The organism is Bradyrhizobium sp. 21 (assembly GCF_023073335.1).
Lineage (GTDB): Bacteria > Pseudomonadota > Alphaproteobacteria > Rhizobiales > Xanthobacteraceae > Bradyrhizobium.
Map to the genome: position 1 here is coordinate 90,269 of NZ_JADPJG010000019.1, position 18,752 is coordinate 109,020.

An 18,752-nucleotide genomic window follows, 5' to 3' on the forward strand; every position below is an offset into this window, starting at 1 on the left:
CGGTGTCACCCGTTTCGGGCGGGGCGCCGCCGCACCCGCCGAACTGGACATTTCGCCGCCCGGATGGCATCAGGACCCGACGAAGCAGGGCCCTTGCCGCATGAAACAGTTCTTCCTCAAGTTCTTCACCTGGTGGAGTGGCCAGACCTTTGGCACCCAACTCTGGACCAAGCGGTACGGCGAGCTGGTCGGCCAGGACGAGCAGGGCAATCTCTATTATCGCACCCGCGGCGGGGTGATCGACCCGACGCTCGGCTTCGAGCGGCGCTGGGTGATCTATAACGGCTACGCTGAAGCCAGCCGCATCCCCCCGTCCTGGCACGGATGGATCCATCATACCGTCGACGTGCCGCCGACTCAGGACAACTACCAGCCGCGCGAGTGGGAAAAGCCGCACCAGCCGAATCTCACCGGCACGCCCAATGCCTACCGTCCGTCGGGCTCGACGCTCGCCAGCGGCAAGCGTCCGAAGGCGACCGGCGACTATCAGCCATGGACGCCTGGCTAGCCCTAGACGCCTGGCTAGCCTTCGGACCGCCGCCCAATCCTTGTCGTGCGAGTGGATGCAGGCGCATCCGCCTCGCCCTGCTGTGGACAACGCGAACAGCGGGGATGATTCCTGCGCGGGCGTTGCGGTCACGCGAGCCATGCGGCTCAATGGTCCCATCTTACGGAGATGGGAGACCATCGCGTTCGGTTCGGGCAACAGTTCGCGACTGTCCCGAGATGCAGCGGCCGCCGACCAGGACTCGATCGGGAGATAGGCCCCCGGTCTGGAAGTTCCGAAATCGCCCGATGGAATGTGCAGCCGCCGTAAGACAGGAAAGGCCGCTCGGGAAACCGGGCGGCCTTTTTCTGTGCTCACATCACCCGTGTCGCGGCGCGCTTCGCCGCCTCGATGCGGCGCGCCTGAAACGGCGCGATCCGCTCCTTCACCGAAGCGAGCACCGCGGCCGGCGCCGTATCCGGCGAACCTGAATTGAAGGGTGGCGCGGGATTGTACTCCATCCCGAGCTGGATCGCTTCCGCCGTGGTGCGATCGATCATAATCGACACCAGCGTCAGCGCGAAATCGATCCCCGCGGTGACGCCGCCGCCAGTGATGCGGTTGCGGTCGACGCAGACGCGCGTCTTGGTCGGCGTGGCGCCAAATTGGCTCAGCAACTCCATCGCGCTCCAATGGGTTGCGGCGCGGTAACCCTTCAGCAGGCCTGCGGCGCCGAGCGCCAGCGATCCCGTGCAGACCGACGTGACGTATTTGGCGCCCTCGGCCTGCCTGCGCAGGAAATCCAGCACCTCCTCGTCATTGAGCAGGTCGTCGGTGCCGCGGCCGCCCGGCACGCAGATCACGTCGAGCTGCGGGCAATCGGCGAAGGTCATGGTCGGCGTCAGCGTGAGCACGGAATCGCTCGGCACCGGCTCGATCCGTTTCCAGATCAAATGCAGTTTTGCACCCGGGACGGAAGAGAACACCTGGAGGGGTCCGGTGAAGTCGAGCTGCGTGACGCGCGGGAACACCAGAAGTCCGATCTGGAGCGGTGTCGACATGAGAGCCTCCAATTCTGAGCTTGACGCCGGCAGACTGGCATGATGCGCTGCAGTCCAAAATGGCATATTTCCCTCTCTTTCGGACAAGACCATGATCGGCTTCCTGATCTTCCCCGATTTCCAGCTGCTCGATGCGGCCGGCCCGATCTCGGTGTTCGAGATCGCGGCGCGCTGCACCGGCAAGACGACGACCGGAATCCGGGTGCTGGCGATGAACGCGGGGCCCGTGCGCAGCTCGTCCGGCGTGGAAATGATGGCGCGCGATTTCAGATCGGCGAACGCGATCACGACGCTGGTCGTGGCGGGCGGCGCAGGCGTCACGGACGCCGCGCGCTGCGAGGTCACGCGTGCCTTCGTGCAGCGGCTGGCGCGGCGCGGTGTGCGGATCGCCAGCGTCTGTTCGGGCGCCTATGTGCTGGCCGAGGCGGGACTGCTCGACGGCCGCCGCGCCACCACGCATTGGGGACGGACGCGCGATTTCGTCGCGCGCTATCCGAAGGTGAAGTTCGAGCCGGACCAGATCTTCACGCATGACGGCAACGTGTGGACGTCGGCGGGTATCACCGCAGGTATCGACCTCGCGCTGGCGATGGTCACCGAGGATCATGGCGAGGAGATCGCGCAGGCAACGGCGCGCCAGCTCGTGCTGTATCATCGCCGCAGCGGCGGCCAGTCGCAATTCTCGTCGCTGCTGGAATTGAAGACGCCGAACGGCCGCTTCGGCGCGCTGTTGTCCTGGGCGCGCGAGAACCTCGACGCGCGGTTGACGGTGGAAGATCTCGCCGATCGCGCTGGCATGAGCGCGCGGCATTTTGCCCGCGCCTTTGCCGCCGAGACCGGGACGACACCGTCCAAGGCCATCGAGCGCCTGCGGATCGAGGTCGCGCGCGAGCGCGTGCAGTCCTCGCGCGAGGCGATCGAGCTCGTCGCGGAGGCGACCGGCTTCGGTGATCCCGAGCGCATGCGGCGCGCCTTCATCCGCGCCTTCGGCCAGCCGCCGCAGGCGCTGCGGCGCGCGGCGCGCAGCGCCTGAGAGCTCGGCTGCCGGCCTAAGGAGTCATCACCACCGGCAGGGCGCGCGGCTATTTGCGGACGCGTGGTTTTGCGGCCGGTCGCCTTGGCGCCGGGCGCTTTGCCCCCGCTCGCTTTTTTGTGTTGCCCGACAGCGCGGCGAGCAGCGCCTGCCCGCGCGGCGTCCCCAGACCGGTGCAGGCGTCCCAGCCCGGACCGGCCGCGTAGGCTCCATTGTTTCCTTTGACGATGTCGCGCAGCACACCGGAGGAAAATCGGGTGTAGAGCAGCGGATTGAGGTCGCCGCAGCGAGTCGACAGGCCCTGGTTCAGGCGCGCGACCAGCGCAGCCCAAAGCGGCGCCGAAGCACTGGTCCCGCCGATCATGTCGAGCTTCCGGCCATTGATGTGCATCACGACGACGCCGGTCTCGGGATCGCCGACAGCGGCGACATCGGGCAGGCCGCGTCCGATCTTGTGCGGCGGATTGGAGGACGGCGGAACGTTGACGCCGTTCTGCCACATCGGCTTGGTGAAGAGGGCGCTGATGCCGCCGCCGGTGGCGCCTTCGTCCAGGTTGACTTCGTTCCAGACGACCTCGCTGGCAATCGCGGGCCGGGCACCGTGGGTTGCGACGAGCTTGGTGCCGCCGACCGCCATCGCATGCGGGCTCGATGCGGGAAAATCGACATTGGCCTGCGTGCCGACACCGTCGCTCGACCCATCGTCGCCGGACGCGGTCAGGATGGTGATCCCCTTGGCAGCTGCCGCCTCCATGGCCGCATTCACGACCCTGACACCCATCGCCGTCCACGCGCTTTGCGGGTCGGATTCGGGATTGCCATAGCTGATCGAGATCACCGAGATGTTGTTCTTGTCGGTGATGGCCTGGTGCAGGGCATCGACCCAGCCCTTGCTGGTGAACTGGGTGAAGTACATGAAAATCTTTGCACCGGGCGCGGCGGCGCCGACGATGCACATGTCGAGCATGACCTCGCCGGTCGCATCGCCCCGATCGCCCGAGGCTTTTGTATCGGGACCCGGATTGTTGCCGGGGCCGGACACGACGACATCGGTGATCGACGGCGTGACGCCGCCGAGGCGCTCGAAATAGGTCTGGAGCGCCGGCAGGCTGTAGCCGCCGCGCGGATCCGGGTCCGTCCCGTTGAAGGCGAAGATCGCGATGTTCTGGCCCGATCCGTCGGTCTTCGGCGGATAATCGTAGAGCGCGGCAAGATCCGTTGGAAAGAAACTGCCGGGGAACGGATTGACCGGGCTCGCTGGTCCGGCCTTCGCCGCGCGTGCTTGCGCCGTGGCGGGCAGGGGGACGGAGGAGAAACGGCTGCGGCGAAAGCGCGGACGGCCGACCTTGCGCGTGTCGAGGCCGAATACGCCGTCGATCACGCCGACGAGGTCGTCAGGGACGTGCAGCTCGCCTTCTCGACCGCGATACCTGCCGGTCTTGGCATGCGAGTACTCGTTGAGCTGCGTGCCGAATGCCTTGTTGATGTCGCTGATCGAGCCCTTCACCCGCACGCTGCGCCGGGCGACGCTGACGTCGAGGACTTTCAACCCGCACTCCTTGGCCCAGGCCGAGATATGGTCCAGATCCCTGGGGTCCGCGCCATAGGTGCGGTCGAATTCCGCGTCCGTCAGGTAATGTCGCTGCGAAGGCAGCTTGAGATTTTCGGCTTCCATGTTGCGTTTGACGTCCTCCGGCCGCGCGTTGCGGCGGGCATAAATGCTGATCTCGATCTGTTCGGCGGGATCTGCAGCCTGGACGAGTTGGGCGTCGCTTGGACGAAGGCGCCTGCTGCCGGGAATCGCAATCATGGCCTGGGTCATTGCTATATCCTCCGTTCGAAATGTTATGGAGCCGAAGACGCTCGACGGCGCCAGCTTGAAAGGAGGATGTTGTATCTCGGACAAACATCCAGAGATAGCAGTTCTGGCGCGAGGCTGGCCACGCGATGCTCAATTTTTGGTGGTGTGGTTCAGGGCGCGCGACGTCTGGTCAGGGACCGACGGCGTCCGTCAGCGCTTGCTGCGGCCGCGCCGTCAATCTCCGCGCGATCGGCGTCAGCAAATAGGGCGCGAGGTGAATCGGAAGCTGCGTGAGGGCGAAATACAGCCAGGTGGTGGCCGGCAGCGCGCCCGCGGTCGCCGCTAGCATCAGTCCGAGATTGCGCTGTGACACCATCAGGCCGACCGCGAAGGCGCGCTCGGTGCCGATGCGGCGGAACAGCAGCGTGGTGACGGCGAGCAGCGTGAAATAGACCGCGAAGGCGAGAGCCGCGATGCCGATCGTGAACAGGGGCGCGGCAACGAAATCGCTCGCCACGTCACCCATGATCGCGGCGGCAAAGATCAGCAGGATGATGATGTTGAAGCCGTCGATCGGCCGCTTGTGGCGCTGGATCGCTTCGGCACCGAAGATCCAGCGGATCATGGTTGCGGCGAACAGTGAGATCGCGAGGATGCCGAGCAGTTTTGCGCCGAGCGCGAGCGGCGAGATGCTGAGCATGCCGCCGAGGAAGAGGCTGGCGAACAACGAGGCGGTGAAGGGCACGATCGCGGTGGCGCTCACCAGCGCGACCAGCACGAGCGTGGCATCGAGGCCCATCAGCGCCGCCAGCGCCGGCGCGGCCATCATCGGCGAGGCCATGCCCTGGAGCATCAGCGCGAGGAAGAGGCCGGGCGCGCTTCTGTCGAGCCCGGTGGTGTGCGCGACCAGCCCGACGATCAGCGGCACGCCGATGGTGGTCCAGGCCGTGGCGGTCGCCACCAGTGCCGGCCGGCGCAGATGGCCGTAGAGCGCGGCCAGATCGACGCGCATGAACGAGATGCAGAGCAGAACGAGGATCGCCTCGGTGACGTAAGGGCGCAGCACCGCGCCGAGCGGAGGTACCGCGAGCGCAATGAATACGACGGCCGCCACCCCGCGCGTGCCCTGGTCGCCAAGCCAGGCGAGCCCGCGCAGAGGGAACGTGAAGATGGTTTGAAGAACGGAAGGCATGCGGGACGTCGTCAGCCCAATCCCTTCAGCCACGCGCCGATCTCGCTCACGGCGACATTGGCCTGTCGCAGCAATTTGCCCATCGTGAAGAAGCCGTGGAACTGGCCGGGATAGTGCTTGGTGATCACGGGCACGCCCGCTTGTGCGAGGCGCTCGGCATAGTCGATGCCTTCGTCACGCAGGGGATCGGCGCCGGCGGTGAGCACATAGGCCGGTGGCAGGCCGGCAAGGCTTTTCGCGCGCGCCGGCGAGGCGCGCCAGTCGTGGATGTCGGCGGCGCCCTTGAGATAATGGTCGCGAAACCAGCGGATCACCGAATGCGTCAGCAGCACGCTGGTCTCGGGCTCGCTGTGGGAGCCGTGGGTCATGGCGAAATCAACGGCCGGATAAATCAACACCTGGCCCGCGATCGCGGGACCGTTGTTGTCGCGCGCGGAAAGCGCGACCACGGCGGCGAGATTGCCGCCGGCGCTGTCGCCGCCGATCGAAAGGCGCGCGGCGTCGATGCCGAGCTCGCGCGCGTTCGCGGCAATCCATTTGGTCGCGGCGATCGCGTCATCGGTGGCGGCGGGAAATTTGTGCTCGGGCGCGAGGCGGTAGTCGACCGAGATCACGATCAGCGCGGCTTCGACCGCGAGCTGGCGGCAGACGACGTCGTGGGAATCGAGATCGCCGATCACCCAGCCGCCACCATGGAAGAACACCAGCGCCGGGGACAAGCCGTCGTGTCGGCGCGGCTCTTTCGGAACATAGAGGCGCGCGGGAATCGTGCCGTGCGGCGCCGGGATCGCGAGCTCTGTGACGCGCGCAAGTTCGGGCGGTTCGGGGTTGGTGGCAAAGCGCGCCTGCGCGTAATAAGCCCGCGCTTCCGGTGCCGTCAGGGTCTCGTAGGCGGGGCGGCCGGCCTCCTGAAAGGCCTTGTAGACGGCGGCGGCGTCGGGATCGAGCACAACGGGCATGGGGGGCGACCTCAAGGGTTTCCAATTGTCGTTGGATGTCGTTTTCGGGGCAGCGCCGCCTCGGCCCCCGGGGAAGGGGCTTCCGACTATCCCATCCGGGAGCCGGTCTGGCCAGACGGCGCCGGAGGGGCAGGGAGCCGCCCTTCCCCCGCCGTTTACGCCGGCATTCGAATTTTGAACAATATTAGCCAGTTATCGATTTCGCGCACCAGTTACGTACCAATTATCCGCAGTCGATTGAATTGTCGGAAGACTGCAATCTTGGAATGTGAAGTTCGACTTGGGAGGCGCGGCAGAATGCGCGCGTTGCATGAAACTCAGAGCCACACTCCACCCAGGAGTCGAGGCTGGTCAACTGATCAAGACGGTGGAAAGCGTCGACGTGCATGAGAACAAAGAATGAACATTGACTGTGGGAGTCAACGGCTGGATAGAGTTTCATTACACTCCCTCCGGTTGTCCTGGGCCAAGTGAGTCGAAGGAAGCGAGTATGAGCAACGTGACGCGACGAGCGCTGCGCGTGTACATGGCGCTGTCGGAGCTGAAGCAAGGTAGTGGGGACGTTCTGGACGCCCTTGTCCCGTTCTTTGAGCCTATCTTAGCGGTGATGCACGGCAAGGTCTTTGACCCCGAACTCTTGGCTAAGGGCGCGCGAAAGCTTTACCGCTGGCGCATCAATCGTGACATAGCCGAAGCCTTCATCCCGCGCCTGGTGAAGAAGGGATACATCCAGCGCAAGGCCAACGGTGTCTATGTCGTCGATTACCAGCAGCCTGCCGACGCCAAAGTCGATGACATCTCTAACATCTTGGAAAAGATCATCGACGAGTTTGAGAAGTTTCCGCCTCGGGTAACCGATCTGCTCAACTATCACCGCAGCCGCGAGGAGCTGACGGAAATCCTCATCCGCTTCCTGCTTTCACTCGATGCATATGGGGAAGCCGCTTTCGCTGCGCAGGTCGATCGGATGTTTTCCGAAGAAGAGCGGCAGGTACTCGATCAGCTCGAAGAAGGCGGCAAGCCGCTGCCGAACGATGACCGCTACATGAGCGCGCGGTTCGTGAAGCAGATGTGCACCAAGAAGCCGGAGTACGTCCCGCACTTCGCGCGTCTTGCGTCGATTGCGCTGCTCACGGAAGTCGTCGAGGACTTCGTGAAGCCGACGCAGCCGGCGACCAACGTGAACCTCACTGTCGTCCTGGATGGCCCGGTAGCGCTGGACTACCTTGGCTGCTCCGGCAAGCGGATGGAGGATGATGTGCGATCGATCATCGACTCTCTGCGCGGTATCGGCTGCACCATCGTCGTCTATCCCATGACCATCGGGGAAATTCAGAACAATCTCACAACGATGCTGAGCAGACCACATAACAAGCGGTTTGGCGCCACGCATGCAGCCATGGGCTCTGGCGAGGTGATGGAAAGCTATGTCCAGGCGGTGGCGAAAGATCCCGAGCTGGCGCTGGACAACGTAAGGATCCCCGTGAGGGCGATCGACCTGGATCAATTCCCCAACCAGCAAAAATGGTTTGATCAAGAACGCCATGACGACTTCCTGAACCAAGTCGTGTGGGGTAGCGATGTAGCCGCGAAGGAGCACGATGCCACGGCCCTCACGCTGACTATGCGCCTACGCGAGGGCAGGCACAGCAGTGACCTCTTCCGGTGCCGGTATGTGTTCGTGACGCGCAACGCCACGTTCGAGCGCACGTCACGCCGATATTGTCTGCAGAGCCAGCTCCTCAATCAGGTGCAAACGGGACCGGTTGTTCATCTGCGCGAACTCGCAACACTGGCTTGGCTCCGCACGGGGCTTGGTCCTGCTGGTCAGGATATCCCGAAGGCGCACCTGCTCGCGACCTGCGACCGCGTGCTCCGCGCGCGTACCGAAGTGCAGGACGCTGTTGCCGCTAAGCTCCAAGAAGCAACGCCCGAAAAGATGCCGCAATTCCAGCTGCTCATTCAAGATCATCGCAGCATCCAGCGCCTCGCCGACGAAACCCTCAATGATGAGCATGTCGTGACGGCTGAGAACGCCAACCAACTCCTCGAAGCGATGCGTCAAGCCACCATCGAAGAGGAGAAAGCTGCAATGGAGGCAGAGAAATCTGCCGTCCGGCAGCGAGCGAACAGGCGCCATAAGGCTGACCAAACCGCTCTCAAAGACGCTGAGGCGCGTGCTGACGCGGCGACATCCGCGTTGGCTGGAGTGTCAGCGAGAGAACAAGGCCGTGTCGCTCGCGCCATCGCCCGGACAAATCGATTGCTCGCTATCATCGACCGCACCATTCTGGTGATCCTCCTCATCATGGGGGGTACCGGGGCATACGACTTCCTTACGGGCGGGAGCCTGAAGCAGTACCTTGCATGGAAGGTGGTGCTGGGGATCGCGGGCGCATTCGGCCTGTATCACTTGATAGCTCACATCCGGGGAGCACACGTGCTCGGAACCTCGAACTTCCTGAATTGGCTCGGTAAGCGCCTGCTCAGGCCAGCCCTCGCTCGGGTCGACATTGAGGGCTTCGACATCGACAAGGAGATCGAGTTTGTGGGCGGTCAGGCTCGCAGAAAGGGTTCCGGCGGCCAAGATTTCACGCTCCATTGACGAGGTTTCGCCCGAGAACGTAAGGTGCTGGGTGGGTTGAAATTGTTGCAGAAATTACTTTCGTCCTGTTCCCGCCGTATTCGCCGTGTTAACCGGATGGCCTGCGAGCGGCGGTATCCCCTGTAGAATGTCCAGCAAGCCCGATTCGCTGTTAAAGCCGCGCGAGATGTTTCGAACCATTACCCTGACAGGTCTTGCGGCGCTTTTGGCCGCAACTGCACTGACGGCTGCGACGCCGGCGCAGGCGCAGATCGGCACGATCTTTTCCGATCCGCCGCCGCTGCGGCCGCCCGGCAGTATTCCGCGCGGCCAGCCCCAGCCCCAGCCGCAGCAGATTCCCGACGACGATGAAGAGGTGCCGGAGCTGCCGCCGCAGGGTCGCGTGCTGCCGTCGCGCCCGATGGCGCCGCCGCCGGGACGGCAGGGCAATGTGATGCCGGGGCCGGTCGAGACCCAGCCCCTGGCGCCGCCACCGGGCTCTCCCGTCGCGCCGCCAAACCAGCCGCCGTCCGTGGCGGTCGCTCCGCCCAATCCGCAAGGCGCCCCGCAGCCGGGTGCGCCCGGTCAGCGCCAGCCGCAGCAGAAGGGTGGGCCCGCAGGCGCCGTGCCGCAGACGCCGGCGAGCCTCCAGCCGGGCGACGAGGTCGTCACCGAACCGCCGGCCCAGAAGATCGTGAACAAGAAAGCGACTTTCTCCGGCCTCGACAAGATCACCGGGCGCATCATCAATTTCGACGAGGATCTCGGCGAGACCGTGCAGTTCGGTGCGCTGCGCGTCAAAACCAATGCCTGCTACACGCGGCCGGCGACCGAGGCCGCCAACACCGACGCCTTCGTCGAGGTCGACGAGATCACCTTGCAGGGTGAGGTGAAGCGCATCTTCTCGGGCTGGATGTATGCGGCGAGTCCGGGCCTGCATGGCGTCGAGCATCCGATCTACGACATCTGGCTCACCGACTGCAAAGAGCCGCAGCAGACGATTGCGACCGCGGCACCGGATCCCGGGACCAAGCCGGCCGCGCCACCGCCGCCCGCGCAGAAGAAGGCCGCGCCCAAGCAGGTTCAGCAGCGTCCGCCGCAGCCGTTGCCGCCGATCCAGCAGCAACAGCCGGCTCCGCCACCGCCGCCGCCACCAGAGCAGCGGCCGGGTCTGTTCGGTTTCCCCGGCTTCGGCCGCTAGGATCTCTGACTATTGCCGCGAGGCGATGATCTCGAGCGCGCGTGCGCCCGGGACCGCTTGACCTGCGGAGAGCTTCAGGAAATCGCCTGGCTCGCCCGCGAGCGCCTTGTCGAGCAGCGCGGTGTAGCGCCGCCTGGAAATCTCGGCCGCGCCAAAACTCTTCAGGTGCTCGGTGACGTACTGGGTGTCGAGCAGCTCGAAGCCGCCATGGATGAGCCGCGCCACCAGGTGCACCAGCGCGACCTTGGAGGCGTCGCGCGCAGTGTGGAACATGCTCTCGCCGAAAAAGGCGCGGCCCAGGCTGACGCCGTAAAGCCCGCCGACGAGGTCCTCGCCCTGCCAGGCCTCGACGCTGTGGCAATGACCGAGCTCGTACAGGCCGCCATAGAGGTCGCGGATGCGCTTGTTGATCCAGGTGTCCTCGCGTCCCGCCTGCGGCGCGGCGCAGCCGGCGATCGTCGCCTCGAACGCGGTATTGACGGTCACACGAAACTCATCCGAACGCACGGTGCGCGCGAGCCGCGAGGCCACGCGAAATCCGTCGAGCGGGATGACCCCGCGCAACTCCGGCTCGACCCAGAACAGGGTCGGATCGTCGGCGCTTTCGGCCATCGGAAAGATGCCGCAGGCATAGGCGCGCAGCAGCACGGCTGGCGTGATTTCAGACGGGGCGGAATCGCGCGAAGTCATGGTCGGCAATCATAGCAGGATCGCAATGCGGTTGCGATGGGCGGTGCGGATCAGCCTGCAGCGGCGGTATTGGGCTTGCCGGGGGCAGGGGGCACACGGCGGAACCTCAGCATGACGCGGGTTCCGGAATGCGCGGGATCGCGCTCGACCGAGGCGTCAAGCTTGGTGGCCATGGCTGCGACGATGCGCTGGCCCATGCCGGTGGAACGCGGGTCGGCCTTGACCTTGTCGCCGACGCCGTCATCGCTGATCGATAGCAGAAGATCGTCGCCCTGCGAGGTCAGCTCGACATGGATCGGGCCGGCGCCGTCGGGATAGGCGTATTTCACCGCGTTCATCACCAGCTCGTTGACGACGATGCCGACGGCGACGGCGCGGTCCGGATCGATCTCGATCGGCTCGGCCTTCACCGTCAGGCGCGACATCCGGTTGCCTTCGGCCGAGCGGCGGAGATCCTCGAGCAGGGAGTCCAGATACTGGTTCAGCACCACGCTCTTCAGGTCCTGCGAGGTGTACAGGCGGCGGTGCACCTGCGCGACCGCGGCGACACGGCCCATCGCATTGGTCAGGGCCGCCTTGACCTCGTCCTGCGCGGCGGAGCTTGCCTGAAGGTGCAGCAGCGAGGCGATGATCTGGAGCGAGTTGCCGACGCGGTGGTTGACCTCGCGCAGCAGCAATTCGCGTTCGGCGGCAAGCGCCGCGTAGCGGTCGCGCGAGGCATGGATCTCGGCTTCGGCTTCCTCGCGCGCTTTCTGCAGTTCGGCCTGGCGCAGCGCGCCCTCGGCGGCGACGTGAAGCAGGGGGATGAAGTCGCCCTTGACGTCCTTGACGAGATAATCGGCGGCGCCCGCCTTCAGCGCCGTCACCGCGATGCTGGAATCCTGCGACGCCGTGACGAACACCACCGGCGGCGCGCCCGGGATCGCCATGATCTGCTCCAGCGTCTCCAGCCCGTCGAGGCCGGGCATGTACTGGTCGAGCGCCACGACGTCGATGTCGCTGTCGACGCTGTTTTGCGCCCCCGCGCGGCGGATGCGATCGAGGCCTTCCTCGCCGCTTGCCGCATGAACGACCTTGTAGCCGCGGCGTGTCAGGCCGCGATCGACCAGGCGCGCCAGCGCGCCGTCGTCGTCGATGTAGAGCAGTGTTGGCGTGCGCTGGTTCATGGGGCGGCGGGCGGGACCTGGATGACCGAGAAGAACAAGCCGAGCTGCCGGATGGCATTGGCGAAATTCTCGTAGTTCACGGGCTTGGTGATGTAGACGTTGCAGCCAAGCTCGTAGCAGCGTTTGATTTCCTGGGAATCGTCGGTGGTGGTCAGCACCACCACGGGCGAGGCCTTCAGATATTTGTTCTCCTTGATCTGCCTCAGGATGTCGATCCCGGTCATGTCGGGGAGGTTGAGATCGAGCAGGATCAGGAGCGCATTGCCCTTCTGCACCAGCCCGCTGCCGTCGGCCCCGAACAGGTGCTTCATCGCGTCCGTGCCGGTGGCGAAGGTGATGATCTCGTTGTTGACGCCGGATCGGCGGATGTTCCGCTCGATCAGCCGCGCGTGTCCCTCGTCGTCCTCGATCATGATGATGCTGACGGGTTGAGTCATTGATCGGCGTTCCGGTTGCTGGCGTTCCAGGTGATGGGCAGTGTGATGGTGAAGGTGCTGCCCGCATTCAGTTCCGATGATACCGACATGGTGCCGCCGAGGCGACGCACAAGTGCACGCACATGCGCAAGACCGATGCCCTGACCGGGCTTGTCCTGGGTTCCCGCGCGGCGGAACAGGTCGAATATCCGTTGGTGATCCTTAGCGTCGATCCCGCGCCCGTTATCGCTGATCGCGAAGATAGCGTAGCCGAGCTTGGTGCGCCCGCCGATTCTGATCTCGCCGGGGACGCCGGGCCTCAGATATTTGATGGCGTTGTCGATCAGATTGGAGAATATCTGCTCCAGCGCCAGGCGGTCGCTGACGAGATTCGGCAGCGGCGCGACCTGGATCTCGGCCTGCGCTTCGACGGCCTGATGCGCCAGCGTCGACACGATCGCTTCGATCAGCTCGCGCGTGTCGATCTTTTCCGGCTGGAACTCGCGCCGGCCCTCGCGGGTGAGATTGAGGATCGCGGAGATCAGGCGGTCCATCTTGGCGATCGACGATTTGATGAAGCCCAGCGCTTCGGAAAAATCCGCTGAAAGCTGCTGGTCGGGACCTTCAAGCGCGATCTCGCCAGCCGCCGGCGGCGGACCGCCGGCTGCGGCATGGGTGAGGCCGCCGATACGGCGGAAAATGTCGCCGCCGAGCTCTTCGAGTTCGCTGGTGAAGCCCATGATGTTGACGAGTGGCGAGCGCAGATCGTGGCTGACGATATAGGCAAAGCGCTGGATCTCGTTGTTGGCTTCGCGCAGATCGGCCGTGCGTTCGTCGACGATGGCCTCCAGATTGACGTTGGCATCGCGCAGGCGTGCTTCGGCTTCGTCGCGGGCCATTGCCGAGCGCCGCACCAGCCAGATCGAGATCAGGGCCAGCAGCACCACGAGGCCGGAGCCAATGCCGGTCATCGATGCGGCGAGGCTCTGGCTGCGGTCCGAGTTTGCCGTGCGCAGCCTGAACAGCCGTTCTTCTTCCTCAATCATCCCCGTCGCGACTTTGCCGATCGCGGCTGTGGCGTCGGTAGAGGCGATCTCGCGGACCAGCGCGGTGGCCTTCTCCGGCTCGCCCTGGCGGATGAAATCCATCTCCTGCGCGAACTGGCCGAGCCGGGTCTCGATCGCCGCGCTCAGCTTCTCGATGCTTTCTCGTTGCGCCGGATTATCGCCGATCAGGCGCGTGAGCCGGTCGAGAGACGGGACGATGGCCGCCACGGCCTTTTCATGGTCGACCTTGAAGCCCGCCCCTTGGGTCAGAAGGTAGCCGCGGGCGCCGCTCTCGGCACGGCGGATTTCCAGCAGGAGCGCGTTGATCTGGTTCTCGACCTCGATGGTGTGAACCACCCATTTGCTGTCGTCTCTCGCCTTGTTGACGAGGTAGACGGAGCCGGCGCTGATCACGGTCAGCACCAGTAGGCCCGCCGAGAACAGCAGGATCTGCCAAAATGCGCGCCGTCGCTGTGACTCAGCGGTCACGACGGTCTCGCACGGTCAGGCTTAGCGGAATTCAAAACGCCCCCTCGGAACTGTCCCCATCGGCAGAACCGCGATTGGGGTCAAAGGGTTCCATGAGTGAGACGATTATTTCGGGGCCGGTTCCGTCTTGCCGGCCAGATACTGTTCCAGCCAGTGGATATGGTAGTCGCCGTTGATGATGTCGTCCTCCCGCACCAGCGCGCGGAACAGCGGCAACGTGGTCTCGATGCCCTCGACCACCATCTCGTCCAGCGCCCGGCGCAGCCGCATCAGGCACTCGCCGCGGGTCTTGCCGTGCACGATCAGCTTGCCGACCAGCGAGTCGTAATAAGGCGGGATCGTATAGCCCTGATAGACCGCGGAATCGATGCGCACGCCGAGCCCCCCGGGCGGGTGATATTGGGTGATGCGGCCCGGCGAGGGACGGAAGGTCTGCGGATTCTCGGCGTTGATGCGGCACTCGATCGCGTGGCCGATGACCTGAACTTCGCTCTGCTTCGCCGGCAGGTCGCCGCCGGCGGCGATGCGGATCTGCTCCAGCACGAGGTCGATGTCGGTGATGCTCTCGGTGACGGGATGCTCGACCTGGATGCGGGTGTTCATCTCGATGAAGTAGAACTCGCCGTCCTCGAACAGGAACTCGATGGTGCCGACGCCGAGATATTTCATCTCGCGCATCGCCTTGGCGCAGGTCTCGCCGATCTTGGCGCGCGCGGCCGCCGCCAGCACGGGCGAGGGGCCTTCCTCCCAGACCTTCTGGTGGCGTCGCTGCAGCGAGCAGTCGCGTTCACCGAGATGGATCGCGCCGCCGCGGCCGTCGCCGAGGATCTGGATCTCGATGTGGCGCGGCTTCTGCAGGTATTTTTCAAGGTAGACCGAGGCGTCGCCGAAAGCGGACTTAGCCTCGTTGGCGGCCGTCGACAGCGCCATCTGAAGGTCGGCCTCGCTCTCGGCCACCTTCATGCCGCGGCCGCCACCGCCGGCAGCGGCTTTGACCAGCACCGGGAAGCCGATCTTCCTGGCGATCGCCATTGCGTCGTCGTTGGGGCCGACCCCTCCGTCGGAGCCAGGCACGACGGGAATGCCGAGCCGCTTGGCCGTCTTCTTGGCCTCGATCTTGTCGCCCATCAGGCGGATGTGCTCGGCCTTCGGGCCGATGAAATGCAGATTGTGCTCGGAGAGGATTTCGGCGAAACGCGCGTTCTCCGACAGGAAGCCATAGCCGGGATGCACGGCGTCGGCGCCGGTGATCTCGCAGGCTGCGAGCAGCGCGGGCACGTTGAGATAGCTGTCCTTGGACGCCGGCGGCCCGATGCACACGCTCTCGTCCGACAGGCGCACATGCATGGCATCGGCGTCGGCGGTGGAGTGCACGGCGACGGTCGCGATCCCGAGCTCCTTGCAGGCGCGCAGGATGCGAAGGGCGATCTCGCCGCGATTGGCTATGAGGATCTTGTCGAACATGGTGTCCTTAAGGGACTGACGCGGCGGGAAGCGGCAAGGGCGATGGGCCGCCCTCGACCGTCACTCAATGATGACGAGCGGCTCGCCGTACTCGACCGGCTGGCCGTCCTCGACCAGGATCTGCGTCACCGTGCCTGATCGCGGCGAGGGGATCTGGTTCATGGTCTTCATGGCTTCGATGATCAGCAGCGTCTGGCCGACCGAGACCTTGCTGCCGACTTCGATGAACGGCTTGGCGCCGGGCTCGGGCGACCAATAGGCGGTGCCGACCATCGGCGAGGTCACGGCGCCGGGATGCTTCGACAGATCGACCGCGGCAGCGGCTGGCGCGGCGGCTGCGGCCGCCTGGAGGGCGGGTGCGGCGGCCATCTGCATCGGCATGGTCGCGGCGACGCTGACGTTGCGGGCGACACGCAGGCGCAGACCGGCGCGCTCGATCTCGATCTCGGTGAGGCTGGTCTCATCGAGCAGCAAGGCGAGCTCGCGGATGATCGCGGAATCCTCGCTGGAAAACTTTGCGGCTGCTTTGTCGTCTGGCTGGCGCGCCATGTTGCTTGATCCGAATGTTCTGTTGAAGGGAGAGCGTCAGGCTTTGGGCTTGATGCCGAGCTTGGCGGCAAGGCCCTGGATGGCGAGGCGGTAGCCCTCGATGCCGAAACCGCAGAGCGAGGCGAAGGCCGCGCGCGCGGTATAAGAGTGGTGACGGAAACTCTCGCGGGCGTGGATGTTGGTCACATGCACTTCGACCGTCGGGATCTGCACCGCGAGCAGCGCGTCGTGCAGCGCGATCGAGGTGTGGGAATACCCGCCGGCGTTGATGATGATGCCCTTCATCTTGCGCCCGTGCGCCTCGTGGATGAAGTCGATCAGCTCACCTTCGCGGTTGGACTGCCGGCAATCGGCCTTGAGCCCGAACATTGCCGCCGTCTCCCGGCACAGCGCCTCGACGTCGGCCAGCGTCGCGTGGCCGTACTTCTCCGGCTCGCGCGTCCCCAACATGTTGAGGTTCGGCCCGTTGAGAACGAGGATCGTGTCGGTCGCTGGTTCAGCCATTCCTATCCCGGCAGGTGCTTCGGCGTGGCGGGGGTTATAGGTAACAAAGCGCGTGAGGGGAAGCCTTGAAGGACCTCCCAGAGGGCTTCAGGCCCCTCATCCGGGGTGCAAAAACCTGTGCGGAAGCTACGGAAATTGCTTGTTAACCAGTCCGAAGCATGGCTGCCGGGCGGGGTACGCGGTGGAGCGGCCCGAATGACCAAAAGCCCCTGCCGATCTCTCGGCAAGGGCTCGTTTTGGGCATCAGCGAGGCAGCTTAGCCTTCGATGACGTACACGATCTCCCGCGTCTGCGGACGGACGATGACGTACTGGCCGTGCACGAAGATCACCTCGTAGCCGCGCCACTCCGGATAGATCTCGACGATCCGGGGCGGAAGCGGATGGAAATGAACGCTGGCCGGGATGGTCGTGCCAACCGAGATGTTGAAGTTGACGTTGGTCGTTTCCTCGATCTTGGTCGACTTGATCGCGGATGAGATCTCGGTCCGCTTTTCGGGCGGCGGTGCAGCAGCGGTCGCAGGGGCGGTGCCGGTCGTGGTCCGCGACTTGGTATCGGCAGCCTTGCTGTCCGCGCCCTTGGTCTGACTGTCTGCGCCCTTGGTCTGGGCGTTCATGTTGCCGCTCTTGGTGTCAGTCTCGGTGCTCTTGGACTTGTCCGTCTGGGACTTGTCCATCGTGCTCTTCGACTTGTCCTGCTGCGACTTGTCCATCTGACCCTGGGCGTGCTCGCCCTTCGCCGCGCCAGCCTTCTCGTCAGCCGCGTTCTTGTTCATCGCGCCGGACTTTTCCATCCCGCCCGACGACTTCTCCTCGGCTGCTCCGCCGGGCTTCATGGCGCCGCCGGTCTGGCCAATGGTGCCCTTTTCCTGGCCGGATTCCTTGCCCATTGAGCCGCGCTCGGCGGAGCCGCCGGACGGCTGCGCGTGCTGCGTCGGCTGCGCACCTGCGCCGCCACCGCTGTCGCGGTTCATGGTGCCCTGTGCGTTCGCCAGTCCGGTGCCAGCGACGAGTGCGAGCGCGGCTACCGAGATCATAAAGCGGTTAGACATTGAATTCTCCTCACGTGTTTCTCTGCGTCATTGCCCGCGCCGACAACGAAAGGAAGTATCAGGAGTTCCGGAACATTGGCGGTTCCGCGGCATTAGTTTGTTGAACGTCAGATGAACGCGCGCGCCACATTTCGGCGCAATGAAAAGGCCGGCTTTTCAGCCGGCCCTTTGCGTGCGTGAGTTGTAGAGCAGATCGCTGATCAGCAAGTCGCCTTGCCGCAACGGGCAATGCCGATCTTTTCCTTGAGGCCTTCGACGCCGACGGCGCCGACCACGATCTGCTTGCCGATCACGTAGCTCGGCGTGCCGTTCATGCCCATCGCTTCGGCGAGCTTGAAATTCTCCTCGATGGTGGAGCGGACCTCGGCGCTGCCGATATCCTTCTCGATCCTGGCGGTGTCGAGGCCGGCTTCCTTGGCTGCCTGAAGCGCGCGCGCCTTGTCGGCCGCGCCACGGCCGCCGAGCAGCTTCTGGTGGAAATCGAGGTACTTCTTGCCGGACGGGTCCTGCATGCGCACGGCGACCGCGACCTGCGCCGCTTCGACCGAGCCCTGGCTCAGCACCGGAAACTCCTTCAGCACCACCTTGAGCTTCGGATCGGCCTTCATGAGGTCGAGCATGTCGCCCATGGCGCGTTTGCAGTAGCCGCAATTGTAGTCGAAGAACTCGACGAAGGTGACGTCGCCGTCCTTGTTGCCGAGCACGACTTGGCGCGGCGAGTTGAAGATCGCATCGGAATTCTGGGCGATGCTGGCCTCGTGCTTCTGCGTCTCGGCCGTGGCCTGGCGCTTGGTGAGCTCGCTCATCGCTTCCTCGAGCACCTCGGGATGGGTGACGAGATAGGTCTTGATGATCGCCTCGATGTCGGTGCGCTGGGCATCGGAGAAGCTGTCGGCCGACGCAGGCGCAGCTGTGCCGAACAGGGCGAGCACAAACAACGCGGGAGCTAGCAGGCGCAGCGAAGGCATAGGCAAATCCTCTTATCCAAAGCAGGTTTCGGAAAACGTCCCGGCGGACCTAAGCTCGCTGTCGCGACGTCGTGGTGTCAGGCGTGGTCTT

The 18,752-nt window shown here is 64.8% G+C and carries 17 protein-coding genes; 4 read left to right on the forward strand and 13 right to left on the reverse strand.

Annotated elements, in window-relative coordinates; translation table 11 throughout:
- The first annotated feature begins 100 nt into the window (after window positions 1–100).
- Complete coding sequence (locus IVB31_RS19545) at window positions 101–508, forward strand: NADH:ubiquinone oxidoreductase subunit NDUFA12 (RefSeq protein ID WP_247325300.1); 408 nt, start codon at window positions 101–103, stop codon at window positions 506–508.
- Between the two features lie 353 nt (window positions 509–861).
- Here IVB31_RS19545 and IVB31_RS19550 read toward each other — a convergent pair whose 3' ends face one another.
- Complete coding sequence (locus tag IVB31_RS19550) at window positions 862–1,548, reverse strand: DJ-1/PfpI family protein (protein ID WP_247325301.1); 687 nt, start codon at window positions 1,546–1,548, stop codon at window positions 862–864.
- A gap of 91 nt (window positions 1,549–1,639) precedes the next feature.
- On the opposite strand from IVB31_RS19550, the gene IVB31_RS19555 reads away from it, so the two are divergent.
- Complete coding sequence (locus tag IVB31_RS19555; protein WP_247325302.1) at window positions 1,640–2,581, forward strand: GlxA family transcriptional regulator; 942 nt, start codon at window positions 1,640–1,642, stop codon at window positions 2,579–2,581.
- 49 nt (window positions 2,582–2,630) lie between these two features.
- On the opposite strand, the gene IVB31_RS19560 is transcribed toward IVB31_RS19555, so the two are convergent.
- From IVB31_RS19560 to IVB31_RS19570, 3 genes are all read right to left on the reverse strand, one after another.
- Window positions 2,631–4,403 carry a S53 family peptidase gene (locus tag IVB31_RS19560; protein WP_247325303.1) on the reverse strand — a complete coding sequence of 591 codons (1,773 nt, stop codon included), beginning with the start codon at window positions 4,401–4,403 and terminating at the stop codon, window positions 2,631–2,633.
- A gap of 169 nt (window positions 4,404–4,572) precedes the next feature.
- A complete protein-coding gene (locus tag IVB31_RS19565; RefSeq protein WP_247325304.1) occupies window positions 4,573–5,574 on the reverse strand; it encodes a Na+-dependent transporter in 1,002 nt (333 codons plus the stop codon).
- 11 nt (window positions 5,575–5,585) lie between these two features.
- Window positions 5,586–6,533, reverse strand: coding sequence for an alpha/beta hydrolase (locus IVB31_RS19570; RefSeq protein ID WP_247325305.1), 948 nt, complete (start codon window positions 6,531–6,533; stop codon window positions 5,586–5,588).
- Between the two features lie 490 nt (window positions 6,534–7,023).
- On the opposite strand from IVB31_RS19570, the gene IVB31_RS19575 reads away from it, so the two are divergent.
- Together IVB31_RS19575 and IVB31_RS19580 are read left to right on the forward strand one after the other, a co-directional pair.
- Window positions 7,024–9,138, forward strand: coding sequence for a hypothetical protein (locus IVB31_RS19575; RefSeq protein ID WP_247325306.1), 2,115 nt, complete (start codon window positions 7,024–7,026; stop codon window positions 9,136–9,138).
- Between the two features lie 127 nt (window positions 9,139–9,265).
- Window positions 9,266–10,318 (forward strand): DUF2155 domain-containing protein, encoded by a 1,053-nt coding sequence (locus IVB31_RS19580; RefSeq protein ID WP_247325308.1) that lies wholly within the window; start codon window positions 9,266–9,268, stop codon window positions 10,316–10,318.
- 9 nt (window positions 10,319–10,327) lie between these two features.
- Here the strand turns inward: IVB31_RS19580 and aat are convergent, their stop codons facing one another.
- From aat to IVB31_RS19625, 9 genes are all read right to left on the reverse strand, one after another.
- A complete protein-coding gene (gene aat, locus IVB31_RS19585; RefSeq protein WP_247325325.1) occupies window positions 10,328–11,008 on the reverse strand; it encodes a leucyl/phenylalanyl-tRNA--protein transferase in 681 nt (226 codons plus the stop codon).
- 50 nt (window positions 11,009–11,058) lie between these two features.
- Window positions 11,059–12,174, reverse strand: coding sequence for a histidine kinase dimerization/phosphoacceptor domain -containing protein (locus IVB31_RS19590; RefSeq protein WP_247325327.1), 1,116 nt, complete (start codon window positions 12,172–12,174; stop codon window positions 11,059–11,061).
- Window positions 12,171–12,611: a response regulator gene (locus tag IVB31_RS19595; RefSeq protein ID WP_247325332.1), complete on the reverse strand. Its 441-nt coding sequence runs from the start codon at window positions 12,609–12,611 to the stop codon at window positions 12,171–12,173. The genes IVB31_RS19590 and IVB31_RS19595 overlap by 4 nt, the downstream gene beginning before the upstream one ends.
- Entirely contained in the window at window positions 12,608–14,125 is a 1,518-nt protein-coding gene (locus tag IVB31_RS19600; RefSeq protein WP_247325334.1) for a CHASE3 domain-containing protein, read from the reverse strand. The genes IVB31_RS19595 and IVB31_RS19600 overlap by 4 nt, the downstream gene beginning before the upstream one ends.
- 105 nt (window positions 14,126–14,230) lie before the next feature.
- Entirely contained in the window at window positions 14,231–15,589 is a 1,359-nt protein-coding gene (accC, locus tag IVB31_RS19605; protein ID WP_247325335.1) for an acetyl-CoA carboxylase biotin carboxylase subunit, read from the reverse strand.
- A 60-nt stretch (window positions 15,590–15,649) separates the two neighbouring features.
- Window positions 15,650–16,138: an acetyl-CoA carboxylase biotin carboxyl carrier protein gene (gene accB, locus IVB31_RS19610; RefSeq protein WP_247325336.1), complete on the reverse strand. Its 489-nt coding sequence runs from the start codon at window positions 16,136–16,138 to the stop codon at window positions 15,650–15,652.
- Between the two features lie 36 nt (window positions 16,139–16,174).
- Window positions 16,175–16,642, reverse strand: coding sequence for a type II 3-dehydroquinate dehydratase (aroQ, locus tag IVB31_RS19615; RefSeq protein WP_247325337.1), 468 nt, complete (start codon window positions 16,640–16,642; stop codon window positions 16,175–16,177).
- 256 nt (window positions 16,643–16,898) lie between these two features.
- Entirely contained in the window at window positions 16,899–17,693 is a 795-nt protein-coding gene (locus IVB31_RS19620; RefSeq protein WP_247325339.1) for a DUF1236 domain-containing protein, read from the reverse strand.
- 200 nt (window positions 17,694–17,893) lie between these two features.
- The gene (locus tag IVB31_RS19625) at window positions 17,894–18,661 is read right to left on the reverse strand and encodes a DsbA family protein (RefSeq protein ID WP_247325341.1); all 768 of its coding nucleotides are present in this window, start codon (window positions 18,659–18,661) and stop codon (window positions 17,894–17,896) included.
- Between the last annotated feature and the right edge of the window lie 91 nt (window positions 18,662–18,752).

Excerpts from the sequence above, each read along its gene's own strand:
- IVB31_RS19595 (WP_247325332.1), bottom strand. The coding sequence starts at position 12,611 with ATGACTCAACCCGTCAGCATCATCATGATCGAGGACGACGAGGGACAC.
- aroQ (WP_247325337.1), bottom strand. The coding sequence starts at position 16,642 with ATGGCTGAACCAGCGACCGACACGATCCTCGTTCTCAACGGGCCGAAC.
- IVB31_RS19550 (WP_247325301.1), bottom strand. The coding sequence starts at position 1,548 with ATGTCGACACCGCTCCAGATCGGACTTCTGGTGTTCCCGCGCGTCACG.
- IVB31_RS19565 (WP_247325304.1), bottom strand. The coding sequence starts at position 5,574 with ATGCCTTCCGTTCTTCAAACCATCTTCACGTTCCCTCTGCGCGGGCTC.
- aat (WP_247325325.1), bottom strand. The coding sequence starts at position 11,008 with ATGACTTCGCGCGATTCCGCCCCGTCTGAAATCACGCCAGCCGTGCTG.
- IVB31_RS19575 (WP_247325306.1), top strand. The coding sequence starts at position 7,024 with ATGAGCAACGTGACGCGACGAGCGCTGCGCGTGTACATGGCGCTGTCG.
- IVB31_RS19555 (WP_247325302.1), top strand. The coding sequence starts at position 1,640 with ATGATCGGCTTCCTGATCTTCCCCGATTTCCAGCTGCTCGATGCGGCC.
- IVB31_RS19625 (WP_247325341.1), bottom strand. The coding sequence starts at position 18,661 with ATGCCTTCGCTGCGCCTGCTAGCTCCCGCGTTGTTTGTGCTCGCCCTG.
- accC (WP_247325335.1), bottom strand. The coding sequence starts at position 15,589 with ATGTTCGACAAGATCCTCATAGCCAATCGCGGCGAGATCGCCCTTCGC.
- IVB31_RS19620 (WP_247325339.1), bottom strand. The coding sequence starts at position 17,693 with ATGTCTAACCGCTTTATGATCTCGGTAGCCGCGCTCGCACTCGTCGCT.
- IVB31_RS19590 (WP_247325327.1), bottom strand. The coding sequence starts at position 12,174 with ATGAACCAGCGCACGCCAACACTGCTCTACATCGACGACGACGGCGCG.
- IVB31_RS19545 (WP_247325300.1), top strand. The coding sequence starts at position 101 with ATGAAACAGTTCTTCCTCAAGTTCTTCACCTGGTGGAGTGGCCAGACC.
- IVB31_RS19560 (WP_247325303.1), bottom strand. The coding sequence starts at position 4,403 with ATGACCCAGGCCATGATTGCGATTCCCGGCAGCAGGCGCCTTCGTCCA.
- IVB31_RS19570 (WP_247325305.1), bottom strand. The coding sequence starts at position 6,533 with ATGCCCGTTGTGCTCGATCCCGACGCCGCCGCCGTCTACAAGGCCTTT.
- accB (WP_247325336.1), bottom strand. The coding sequence starts at position 16,138 with ATGGCGCGCCAGCCAGACGACAAAGCAGCCGCAAAGTTTTCCAGCGAG.
- IVB31_RS19580 (WP_247325308.1), top strand. The coding sequence starts at position 9,266 with ATGTCCAGCAAGCCCGATTCGCTGTTAAAGCCGCGCGAGATGTTTCGA.